Raw genomic sequence first — 11,997 nt, 5'->3', positions numbered from 1 at the left:
TCAGGGTGCTCGCATTAACGAAAATGATGCGCGCGAAATATTCGGTCACCGCCTTGGTTTCGGCATCGATCACCCGGACGCCAGTGGCACGCTGTTTCTGCTCGTCGTAAATGATGGAGTGCACCACCGAGTGTGGACGCATGGTCAGGTTGCCGGTGGCCGCGGCAGCCGGCAGGGTTACCCCGTTGCTGCTGAAATAACCGGTAAACGGGCAGCCCCGGGCGCAACGGGCCCGGTACATGCAGGGCCCGCGTCCATTGTGATGTTGCGACAGGTTGGCGGTGCGGGACATCACCAGATGGCGATTGGGGAACTGGCTTTCGATGGACTGCTTGAAGTGTTTCTCCACCGCATTCATTTCCATCGGTGGCAGGAACTCCCCATCGGGAATCTGCGGCAGGCCGTCGCGGTTGCCACTGATACCGGCAAACTTTTCCACGTGGCTGTACCAGGGGGCAAGGTCCTGATAGCGGATGGGCCAGTCCACACCGACGCCGTTGCGGGCGTTGCTCTCAAAGTCGAAATCGCTCCAGCGCTGCACCCAGCGAGCCCACATCAGCGACTTGCCACCGACCTGATAACCGCGAATCCAGTCAAAGGGTTTGCTTTGCTGGTAGGGGTGCTCGGCGTCTTTGACAAAGTGATGGGCGGTCGCCTGATTGACCGCGTAGCAGCGCGACAACACCGGGTTGGCGGCTCTGAACTCCGCGGACATCTCCCCGAACAGGGGCAGGTCCCAGGCCTCTTTGTGGGCGGTGGGGTAATCTTCAATGTGCTCGATGTGCCCGCCCCGCTCCAATACCAGCGTCCGCAGGCCCTGCTCACACAGCTCCTTGGCCGCCCAACCCCCGGAAATACCGGAGCCGATGACGATGGCATCGTAGGTATGCGATTGCTTGCCCGCTCCCAGAATGGTCGCGCTGACCTTGGTTGTCGCCATAACCACACCTTATCGTTATTGATCAATTTCGGGGTACACTGCCCCCACTGGCGAGCCATTATTACCCACCTGTGCAACAAATGAAACCGGTTGCACGGTCAAAAAATGCTCGCTAGACTGACCCAACCATTCAAAATCGACAATAAAGTGAGGACTTATGGACCGGATACCGCTAGGACGACGCCATTTCCTGAAAGGCGCCGCCACCCTCGGTGCCGCCGTGGCGGCGGCCTCTACTCTGCCCGGATGTGGCAGCCTGATCGGCAAGCGCAATACCTTCGATATTTCCCTGGCGCAGTGGTCCCTGCACCGCCGCTTCTTCAGCGGAGACGCCAACCCCATGGACTTCGCGGCCATTACCCGGCAGGAATTCGAGATTGGCGGTGTCGAGTACGTCAATCAGTTCTACAAGGACAACCTCTCCGACGCCCTGGTCCAGGACCTGCGCCAGCGGGCGGACAATGAGGGCGTGCGCAGCCTGTTGATCATGATCGACGGCGAAGGCGCCTTGGGTGCCCCCACCGAAGCCGATCGGAAACAGACTGTGGACAACCACAAAAAATGGGCCGACGCCGCCCACGCCCTGGGTTGCCATTCCATCCGGGTAAACGCCCAAAGCCAGGGCAGTTACGACGAACAGCGCGAGCGCGCGGCCGACGGCCTGGTCAAGCTGGCGGAGTACTGCGAACCCCTGGGCCTGAACGTACTGGTGGAAAACCACGGCGGCCTGTCCTCCAACGCCCGTTGGCTGAGCCAGGTGATGGAAACCGCCAACCACCCACGGGTGGGCACCCTACCGGATTTCGGCAACTTCACCATCAATCGCGAGACCGGCGAGAGCTACGACAAGTATCAGGGCGTGCGCGAGCTGATGCCTTATGCCAAAGCGGTGAGCGCGAAGAGCTATGCCTTTGATGCTCAGGGTAATGAAACCAGCATCGACTTTCACCGGATGATGGATATCGTCATGGCCGTGGGTTACAGCGGCTGGGTGGGCGTTGAGTACGAGGGCGATAAGCACTCGGAAGCGGAAGGGATTATTCTGACGCGGGATTTGTTGCGGTCTATCAAGGCTGGTTGATTTTCGTTGGGCCATAGAAACTCCTAGTTTTTATGGCCCAACTTTTACTTTTTGACCTCCTGAACCTCAACACTGAGCTCGGCTAAAAACTTAAAATCACGACTGTCGTCCTTAGGACTGTACCCTGGGAATCTCGCGGCGGACCTTGAGAAAACGGTAGACGCCAATCCCCGCCATGACCAATCCACCAAAAATGGCGACCCAGGCCAGCACGTTCAGAACCGGTTGTTCCGGTAGAAACTGCAGTACCACACCACCACCGATGATGACGGACAGCGCCGTGCGTATGTAGGACAGCAGGGTACGCTCGTTGGCCAGGTGGGTGCGCTCAACCGCAAGGTGGTCGCGCAGATCGGTATCACTCACTAAGAACCTCCATAGGGGTTTCTCGCAGATAGTCAGTCATGGCTCAGGGTCTCATTGAATAGTCTGTAATGAGGGATTCGACAGGCTGTCACGATAGATGACCGTGCAATTGCGTCCTGCCGCTTTGCCTTCATACAGCGCCTGATCGGCGTGTTTCATCATTTCATTGACGCTCAGCGCCTGGCCATGACGTTGCACCGGGGTCACACCACAACTGAGTGTGTGTGCGATGGAGTGCCCCTCGTAGAGGGTCGGTGTTCGGGCAAACTCTTCCCGGATACGCTCGGCAATAGCGCGTGCCGACTGTACTCCGTCGGTTCGCACCAACAAGGCGAACTCCTCACCACCGTAGCGGATGCAGACATCGGTGTCCCGGCAATGCGCCCTAAGTAATCGGGCCACTTCTCTCAGCACCTGGTCTCCAGCATCGTGGCCGTATTGATCATTGATCTGTTTGAAATAATCCAGGTCGATCATGATCAGGTACATGGGTTTTCGGTGGGCGGAACCGCTCTCGATAAAGCCTTCGTACTCACTCTGTAACAGCCGTCGGTTACCCAGACCAGTCAGTGGGTCCTGATTGGCCAGCGCCAACGCCTTGCGCCGTTCAGTTTCGAGATTCAGGAGACGCTCTGTTAACGCGACGGTCAGAAATACCGCCTCAAGCAGGCTTCCGACCTGCAACAGTATCAGTGCGTACATACCATTGGGAACAATGCTCAGGTAAGCACTGGCCAGCGTCAGAAGCAAGCTGACGCAATACAGCAGCCAGGCGAGAAAATACCAGCGCGCGTACCGCAGGCCGCTATACCACGCGTGAGCACCGATGACTGGCAGCACGAATGCAATCACTGCCAGGGTGATAAACGCGATGTGTAACGCCGGCTCGTAGGCGCCCATCAGGCGCACAGCAATCCCCACCAGAGCCACAAACTGGATTACCTGTAAAAGACGATGGTCCAGCGGGAAATGAACACGGGTATTCAGAAATGACTTGGAGAACTGGGTCGCGCAAAGTGCGAACAATAAGAACGCGATATGGAAGCCTTCGTTGTGTCCATAAACACTGTTGGGCCAGAGGTATTGAAAGCCAAAGCCGTTCAACAGCGTCCACTTCCAGCCCGTGGCCAGTAGCAATGCCGCATAGATGAAAACGCTGGGGCGACGCAGCAGGGTTCCAATGATCAAGGCAAGAAACAACATTACGGCCAGGGCGCCGTAATAGGCACCAAACCATAGATTTTCGTACTGTACCGCCTGAGTGAATGCTTCCGGAGAATACAGGGTAAACTGAAGACTGACCGAGTCCGGCTTGTCGTAATAGACCTTCAAATAAATATCCGTGTAACTCTCACCCGCTGTTTGACCTGGAAACGCCAGGGTGCGGTAATCAATCGGGCGTTCATGAAAAGAGACCCGGTCGGACAGGTGCGCTTGCTCGAACTTCGAATCGGCTGTATCACGAGTATAAAGCTCGATGTGATCTAGGTAGGACGTCTTGTGGACCAGAATCCAGGAAACGGACTTATTGTGAGAGTTAACCAACCGGGTGCGTAACCAGTAGGCCTGGCCCGATATCCCCTGATTGATGTCGGCCCGGCGCAACGGCCGGAACCCCGCGCCGGTTCGGACCTCCTGAAAGGTCAAATCCGGTGCCGCAGACCGAAATTCGACTTGATCCACCAGAGACTGTTGAGTAAGCCCCTCAAGCTCAATGACAGGCTCCCGAGCGTGGGTTGCCGTGCTGACCAGCAGCAGGACAAGCAACAAAAGAAGCGCCCGCGGCCCGAGCGTTGCCACGGTTGTCGTAGTACGGTCTGTAATCATTCAGGGGCCAGGTTCGCAGTGCCGATACCGGGAGTATAGGCGAAAAAAAAGCGCCACCCCAGTGGGTGGCGCTCATCAGCTACAGCCCGGCTCGCAAGCGCGAGCCGTCGAGGGTCAGTAGGTGTAACGCAGGCCGAGGTAAACCTCTCGGCCAGTGGTGTTGTACTCACGCACCAGGTTCATGTCGCCCAGCGGACCGGTGGTGTACAACCGCTCGGTCTCGTTGGTCATGTTGATGCCTTCCAACGTCACCTTCAGGTCATCGGTGATGTTGTAGAACGCCGACATGTCCAGACGGGTTGGACCGGTGGTCGCTTCCTGGGCGTTGCCGTTGCTGCCATTCGGGCTGGTGATGTAGTCATCCCGGCCGTTGATGGAGCCACGGATGCCGTAGCGATCGGTCTCGTAGTACAGCGTGAAGTTGTAGCTTTCTTCCGACAGGCCCGGCAACGTGCTCACCACCGAACCGAAGTTCGCCTCGGAGCTCACGTAGGTGTAGTTGGCAATCATACCCAGGTTGTCGAACGGTGCCGGCAGGAAGGTGAACGGCTGCTGATACGCGATCTCCACCCCATCGAGCTGAGCGCCATCGCCGTTGACCGGCTGGGAGGTAAACCAGGCCGAGCCGTTGATATCCACCGCGTTGGGCTCAAACAGCGGAGAATCCGGGTCGTAGGCCGGGTAGTTGGACACGATCTGGCGCAGCTCCGGGGTGAGCGGTCCTTCCACTTCGTCACCGCTGATGAAGCTTTCGATGTCTTTGTGGAACAGGGTCACCGCCAGCAGCGCTTCGCTGTCGAAGTACCACTCCAGGCCCAGATCCACGGCGCTGGCGCGCATCGGGTCGAGGTTCGGATTACCGCGGCTGATGTTGCCGTTGATCGGGGTTACGCCGGTCACGGTGGGTGACAGGCTGCCCAGTCCCGGACGGGTGATGTTGCGGGAGATGTTGGCGCGCAACAGCAGGTCTTCTTCAATTTCCCACACGATGTTGGTCGAGGGCAGCACGTCGGTGTAGGCGTTGTCCTCGGACAGCAGGATCGCCTCACCGGTGACCGGATCTTCGGTAGCACCGCTGGAGGTCATGAACGTCCGGGCGATACGCAGGCCGGTGTTTACCCGGAAGGGACGGTCAAACACGCTGGTTTCAAAGTCCACTTCACCGTACAGGCCCATGGTCTCTTCCTGTACGTTCCAGGAGGAGGCGTCGACCGGCACCGGGGTGAATTGACCCGCACCGTAGGCGGCAATGGTGTTGTCGAAGTGGGCGATCAGGAAGTCGCGGGGAAAGCCGCCGGGCGCATCCAGGCCGCTGGCAAAGTCATCGATACCGATACCGGTCAGTGAGGTGGCCAGATCCGAGGTCACTTCATCCGGTGCATCGATGGTGCCTTCGGTCGGGTTGTAGCGCAGAGAGTCCACTTCCCGGTCGTTGTAGATAAAACCGGTTTTGAACACGGCGCCGCCCTGCTCGGTTTCCAGATCCAGGCGGAAGGTGGTGTTGTCACGATCCACCACGTCTTTGCGCAGCGTCGGGCCGGAGAAGAAGTAGTTCGACGGTTCCAGAATATCGAACCCGTAGCTCATTTCCGCAATGTCGGAATCCGCACCGAAGTCGAAGCTGAAGTCGTGACCTTCCGAGGCGGTCAGGTTGAAGCGGTACTGTTCTTCATCGTGCTCGGAGTTGGCGTTACCCAGCATGAAGCTCAGTTCGGTGCGATCGCTCAGATCGTACTTACCGGAGAACACGGTCTGCAGGAAAGTGGTTTCCGAGAACTGGCCGCGGCTTTCCGAACGCGGGGTCACGTTCTGGAAGGTACCGGCCACGATCTGACGGCCGGCGGCATCCAGGGTCACACTGGTGGGTGTGATTTCATCGAAGGTGTTCCGGAACTGGGCGAAGTAGTTGTAGGACTCGCGGTCGTTCGACAGCTCGGAACCGACGATGTCCAGACCCAATTCCAGGCGATCATTGGGGCGGAACTGGAAGGCGGCGGTCACACCGGTGCGATCCTGGGTGTTGCCGAAGTAGTCCATCCGGGGCAGGCGCGGGGTCCACATGTAGTCGAGCGGATCGTCACCTTGAGTGTATTCGGGGTGGTTGGTATCCGGGTCGGGCGTGCCGTTGATGGTGGTACCACTGGTGTCCGCCCAGCTCTGGCCGTTGGCAAACGGCGAGGTATAGCGCACGGTGCCGAAACCTTCCTGACGCACGGTGCGGGTTGAATGGGCCACCGAAAACAGCACCCCGACGGTGTCGTCCATAAAGGTGTTGCTCACCAGCGCGGCGAATCGCGGGTCGGCTTCGTCGGCGACGTTATCCACGGTGAACTGGCCGCTGACGCTGGCGTTCAGGCCGGGGTTATCAAACGGCTTGGCGGTAAACAGCTCCACGGTACTGGCCAGACCGCCCTCTTCCACCGACGCCTTGGGCGACTTGTGAATGTCGATGCGGTTGAACAGTTCCGAGGCGAAGATGTTGAAGTCCATGGAGCGGCCGCGGTTGACGCCGCCGGAGGAGTCCAGGCCGCCGGCACTGCCGGGTACTTCCATACCGTTCAGGGTACTGCGGGTGAAATCCGGGCTCAGGCCGCGCACGGTGATGCTGCGACCTTCACCGCCCTCGCGGGTGATGGCCACACCGGGGACCCGTTGCAGGGACTCGGCCAGGTTGAGGTCGGGCATTTTACCCATGTCTTCAGCGACAATGGTTTCGACGTTGTTGGCGGAATCGCGTTTGATGTCCAGCGCGCGTTCCAGACTCTGGCGGAAGCCGGTGACCACCACCTCTTCCAGGGCGCCAGCACCTTCGTCTTGGGCGTGGGCAGCGGGCATGGCAGCAGCAGCGAGCGCCAGGGCGAGCGGGCTCAGGTGGAATACTTTCATTCTCAAACTCCCTCAATGTTTATTGTTAGAACAGGGTTCTTGTATTGGAATGGCAACTCAATGGTTGCGCAATCAAATAATGGCACAGGTGTTACATGGGGTAAAGGGTTCGACGCAAAATAGACGACTTTACTTGAGTTAAGTCACAAAATACGGCTACTAAGGCATTTTGGCGCATGTAACAGCATTTTATAAATGCCAAAGGCATAAAAAAGCCAGGCCGTTATTTCAACCTGGCTTTACGGGTGTTGCTAGTGGTGTAAGAAGAACGCCGATCGATCTTAGGCGCTCATTCCCAGATCCCGGTTCACACCATTGATCAGCGCTTTGATGGCGGCCGCGACAATGTTCTTATCCTGCCCGACGCCAAACACCGGCTTGTGATCACCCACTTTCACTTCGACATAGCATACCGCCGCCACATCGGAGCCGGCTCCCAGGCCGTGCTCGTGGTAATCCACCACCGTAATGGTCTGACCGGCGTGCTCACCCAGGGCCTTGGCGGCGGCATCAATCGGGCCATTGCCGGTACCGGTCAACTCCACTTCCTGGCCCTGGAACTTGCCCAGGATCAGGGTGTTCACCACGCCGTCTTCGCCATCACTGACCCGACTGCTGGTGTACACATAAGGCGCGTTGACCTGCAGATACTCCTGATCAAACAATTTGTAGATATCGCCACTGGCGACCTCTTTGCCCGAGGTGTCACTGACTTTCTGGACCACGCCACTGAACTCGATCTGCAGACGACGGGGCAATTCATAACCGGCCTGCTGCTGAAGCAGGAAGCTGACACCGCCCTTGCCGGACTGACTGTTCACCCGCACCACGGCATCGTAGCTGCGGTTGAGGTCCGCCGGGTCAATGGGCAGATAAGGGACTTCCCAATAGCCCTCCGGGTCCTGCACCGCAAAGCCCTTCTTGATTGCATCCTGGTGTGAGCCGGAAAAGGCGGTGAACACCAACTCACCCGCATAGGGATGGCGCGGATGAACCGGAAGCTGGGTGCACTCTTCGGCCAACTGGCGGATCTGATCAATGTCGGTGAAATCCAGACCCGGGTGAACGCCCTGAGAGTAGAGGTTCATGGCCAGGGTCACCAGATCCACATTACCGGTGCGTTCGCCGTTGCCGAACAGACAACCTTCTACCCGGTCAGCCCCGGCCATCACCGCCAGCTCGGCGGCCGCCACGGCGGTACCCCGATCGTTGTGCGGGTGCACACTCAGAATGATGCTCTCGCGATTGTTGAGGTTGCGGTGCATCCACTCGATCTGGTCGGCGTAAGTGTTGGGCGTGGACATTTCCACGGTCGCCGGCAGGTTGAAAATCATCTTGCGTTCGGGTGTCGGCTGCCAGATGGCCGAGACCGCATCGCACACCTCTTTGGCGAACTCCACTTCGGTGCTGGAGAACACTTCCGGCGAATACTGGTACACCCATTCGGTGCCCGGTTGAGCTTCGGTGAGCTCTTTCACCCAGCGGGTGCCGCGCTCGGCAATCTCTTTGACGCCGGCCTTGTCGGTCTTGTAGACGATCCGGCGGAACGCCGGCGCCACGGGGTTGTACATATGCACGATGGCCCGGCGCGCGCCTTTGAGCGATTCCACGGTGCGGGCGATCAGATCCTGGCGCGCCTGGGTGAGCACCTCGACAGTGACGTCATCGGGAATGTGATCTTCCTCGATCAGGCGACGTACAAAGTTGAAATCGGTGTCGGAGGCCGACGGAAAGCCCACTTCAATTTCCTTGAAGCCGATCGACACCAGGGCTTTGAACAGGCGCAACTTGGTGTCCACATTCATCGGATCGATCAGGGCCTGATTGCCATCGCGCAGGTCGGTGCTCATCCAGATCGGCGCCTGATCAATGACCTTGTTGGGCCACTGACGGTCCGGGAGCTGAATGGGCTCGAAACGACGGTATTTCTTGGCGGGGTTGGCAATCATGGCTCGGCTCCGTTGGCACAAACTTCGGTTTAAGGCACAAACATGGGTTTAAAAGGTTGCCCGAGGAGAGCGGTGACGTTCAGCCGGGTAGGCTGTTCAGTGGGGAGCAGAACGCTGCGGGTAGCAGTGAGAGACATCCCCGGGGTGGGCTTGTGGCCCGCCGCTCATCCGTTATCAGGCATTGGGGATAGTATATGGCTTACAGGCCGCCAATAAATTGCTAAGATGACTCAGATAACGCCGGTATTGGCAATTTATGCCAACAATTTAACCGTAATCAGAATATTGTATCCCCATGACCACTAAACTCGATCGTTACGACCGCATGATCCTCGACACCCTGCAGCATCGGGGGCGGATTACCAACCAGGAACTGGCCGAAGCCATCAGCCTTTCACCCTCCCCCTGCCTACGCCGGGTGAAACAGATGGAGGAAGACGGACTGATCGATGGCTATGTGGCGCTGTTGAACGCCCGCAAGTTGGGGCTGAACCTGATGGCGTTTATTGAAATCAGCATGGACAAGCACACCCCGGACCGGTTCAGCGCCTTTGAAGATACGATTGCGACTTATCCGGAAGTGCTCGAATGTCACCTGATCACCGGCCAGTCTGCCGACTACCTGCTCAAGGTGATTGTGCGGGATATGGATGCCTATCAGCAGTTTCTGTTGCAGAAGCTGACCCGGATCGAGGGGGTGAGCGGTGTGCATTCGTCCTTCGTATTGAAAAGTCCGATTAACAGCACCGCCCTCCCCGTCGACTGATTAATGATAGTGAGCAATCACTTCCGAGGCCAGTCGTCGGTCCGGAAGGGAGTCGCCGGCAGGCCCTCGCGATTGCACAGGTTGGCCTGATCCGGGTTGTCCGCCCAGGCATAGCGTACCGCCGTCGGCCGGCGAACTTCAGCGCTCTGTACCACCACGGAATCGCCTTCGATGCGCGCATCGGCCCAGACAAAATCGCGGTCTTCGCCGGCGATGGCAAATTCGGCCAAGGGTTTACCGTTACAGGAGGCCAGCCCCGAGCCGGTATGCTCAAAGCTCAGGCGGACCTGGCGTCCATCCACTTCCATCCCGGTATAGATCGGACCAAAGGCCACCAGGTCTTCATCATAAACCACCGCCTGCGCGGCCAGGGCCAGCCGTTCACCCACGGTCTGCTTATCCAGCGGGTGAATATCGTTCCACTCGCCGACGTCTATGGCCACCGCCATACCGGTGTGGGGGACACGCAAGGTATTCAGTTGGGCTTCGCGCAGGCGGGCCCAGTCGCTGTCCACCGGCTCATCCCGGGTTTTCAGGTAGTTGGCCAGCTGCACAAAAATGAACGGCTGATCGGGCTGCGCCCACTGGCGACGCCACTCGTTGATCACCGCCGGGAAGGATTCGTTGTACTCCGCCTCGCGACCAACATTGGATTCGCCCTGGTACCAGATGACGCCCTTGATGGCATAATCGGTCAGCGGTGCAATCATGCCGTTGTACAACCCCATGGGTTTCCAGCGGATGAAGGTGGGCGGATCCAGGTTGTCCAATTGCGCACCCTGCTTGACCTTCCACTCACCGGTCAGATCGAAGGCTTCATCCTCCCGACGCAGCTCATAGGGCTTGTCTTCCACAAAACCCGGTCGACCATTCTCACTGGTCAGGCGCACGGTCAATACATTTTCACCCGCCTTGAGCAGGCCTTCGGGCACCTCGTACCAGCGCGGCGGGTATTGGTAGCCGGTTTGTCCGACGCGCTCTCCATTCAGGTAGGTCACATCCGCGTCCACCAGGCGGCCCACTTCCAGAAAGGCCGCTTTACCGGCCCAGTCTTCCGGCAGAGTGATGGTTTTGCGCAGCCACCAGACACCGTTGGCCTTGCCCTCTTCCCCCCAGGAACCGGGCAGTGTCACCGTTTCCCAGTCGCTGTCATCAACCTCCGGCTTGGCCCAGAGGGCCTCGCCGTTCTTGAAGCCGGGGTCCAGTTCGTCCCGACGCTCACGCCACTGTTGACCCCGAGCGCTATCCGCCGAGCTCACCTGCTCAATCAAGTCATCATCCCGCCAGCGCTTGGCCTCTTCCAGGTGGTGCGGGAAGGCTTTCAGGGCGGACTCACTCAACCAGGCTTCCGACGGTGATCCCCCCAGGGCGGCATTGATCACACCCACCGGCACGTCGTATTGCTGATGCAGGTCCTTGGCGAAAAAGTACCCCACCGCGGAAATACCCGGCAGGGTTTCGGGAGTCACCGACAGCCATTCACCACCGTCCAGGTCCGGCTCGGGGTGTTTGAATTGATAGCGGTCAGGGACTTCAAAAAAGCGGATCTCGGGATAATTGGCTTCGGCCATTTCCTCGGCGTAAAGCGGTTTGGTCCGGGCCATGGTCAGCTCCATATTGGACTGACCGGAGGCGAGCCACACGTCCCCCACCAGAACATTCTCCAGGGTAAGGGTGTTCTCACCTTTAACCGTCAGCTCATAGGGGCCGCCGGCTTTCATTTCTGGCAAGGTCAGCTGCCAGCGCCCGTCATCGGCGGTCACGGTTTGCCACGTGAAACCCTGAAAGTGAACACTCACTGCCTCGTCCGGATCGGCCCAACCCCATACCCGGATTTCCGTGTCTCGTTGAAGTACCATGCCATCGCTGATCAAGCGCGGCAGGGTGACTTCGGCCTGAACGGCGGCACAACTGAGCGCCGCCCCCATCATCAATGCTCCAACCCGGTATTTCATCGTTATTAAACTCTCTTTGAATTAAAGGTGGCGCCGGTACACGTCAGGAACCAGGCTGTTATAGTCGTACTGATTATAACAATCCTGTGCTCATACTCCACCTCAAAACCCTCAGCGTGAAGAAGTGCCGTAGTCACCTTTTGGATAACTTTATATTCATGTTGACAACAATAAGCGGAGCGAATTTACTCACTCCCTAGAACCCTTTGTCTAACGTCAATTACTTT

8 protein-coding genes are annotated in these 11,997 nt (G+C 58.3%); 2 read left to right on the top strand and 6 right to left on the bottom strand.

The features are described 5' to 3' along the window. Positions 1 to 940, bottom strand: a 940-nt coding sequence (locus tag B3187_RS08615; protein WP_286805790.1) for a GMC family oxidoreductase N-terminal domain-containing protein, incomplete at its 3' end; no start/stop codon positions are given. Between the two features lie 157 nt (positions 941 to 1,097). Between B3187_RS08615 and B3187_RS08610 the strand changes: the two genes are divergently transcribed. After that, the gene (locus B3187_RS08610) at positions 1,098 to 2,021 is read left to right on the top strand and encodes a sugar phosphate isomerase/epimerase family protein (RefSeq protein ID WP_286805788.1); all 924 of its coding nucleotides are present in this window, start codon (positions 1,098 to 1,100) and stop codon (positions 2,019 to 2,021) included. A gap of 111 nt (positions 2,022 to 2,132) precedes the next feature. On the opposite strand, the gene B3187_RS08605 is transcribed toward B3187_RS08610, so the two are convergent. The 4 genes from B3187_RS08605 to leuA all read right to left on the bottom strand — a co-directional run bounded on the left by B3187_RS08605 (position 2,133) and on the right by leuA (position 9,049). Continuing rightward, complete coding sequence (locus B3187_RS08605; RefSeq protein ID WP_286805786.1) at positions 2,133 to 2,387, bottom strand: YidH family protein; 255 nt, start codon at positions 2,385 to 2,387, stop codon at positions 2,133 to 2,135. 51 nt (positions 2,388 to 2,438) lie between these two features. Beyond that, the gene (locus tag B3187_RS08600; protein ID WP_286805784.1) at positions 2,439 to 4,157 is read right to left on the bottom strand and encodes a sensor domain-containing diguanylate cyclase; all 1,719 of its coding nucleotides are present in this window, start codon (positions 4,155 to 4,157) and stop codon (positions 2,439 to 2,441) included. 171 nt (positions 4,158 to 4,328) lie between these two features. Next, entirely contained in the window at positions 4,329 to 7,100 is a 2,772-nt protein-coding gene (locus B3187_RS08595; RefSeq protein WP_286805783.1) for a TonB-dependent receptor, read from the bottom strand. Positions 7,101 to 7,381: 281 nt separating this feature from the next. Then, positions 7,382 to 9,049 (bottom strand): 2-isopropylmalate synthase, encoded by a 1,668-nt coding sequence (gene leuA, locus B3187_RS08590; RefSeq protein ID WP_286805781.1) that lies wholly within the window; start codon positions 9,047 to 9,049, stop codon positions 7,382 to 7,384. 295 nt (positions 9,050 to 9,344) lie between these two features. On the opposite strand from leuA, the gene B3187_RS08585 reads away from it, so the two are divergent. Beyond that, positions 9,345 to 9,815, top strand: a complete 471-nt coding sequence (locus B3187_RS08585) for an Lrp/AsnC family transcriptional regulator (protein WP_024461789.1) — start codon at positions 9,345 to 9,347, stop codon at positions 9,813 to 9,815. A gap of 17 nt (positions 9,816 to 9,832) precedes the next feature. On the opposite strand, the gene B3187_RS08580 is transcribed toward B3187_RS08585, so the two are convergent. Continuing rightward, the gene (locus B3187_RS08580; protein ID WP_286805779.1) at positions 9,833 to 11,770 is read right to left on the bottom strand and encodes a sialate O-acetylesterase; all 1,938 of its coding nucleotides are present in this window, start codon (positions 11,768 to 11,770) and stop codon (positions 9,833 to 9,835) included. Positions 11,771 to 11,997 lie beyond the last annotated feature (227 nt).

This window comes from Marinimicrobium sp. UBA4209 (genome assembly GCF_002381585.1).
Lineage (GTDB): Bacteria > Pseudomonadota > Gammaproteobacteria > Pseudomonadales > Cellvibrionaceae > Marinimicrobium > Marinimicrobium koreense.
This window is presented reverse-complemented; position numbering and strand designations above follow the sequence as displayed.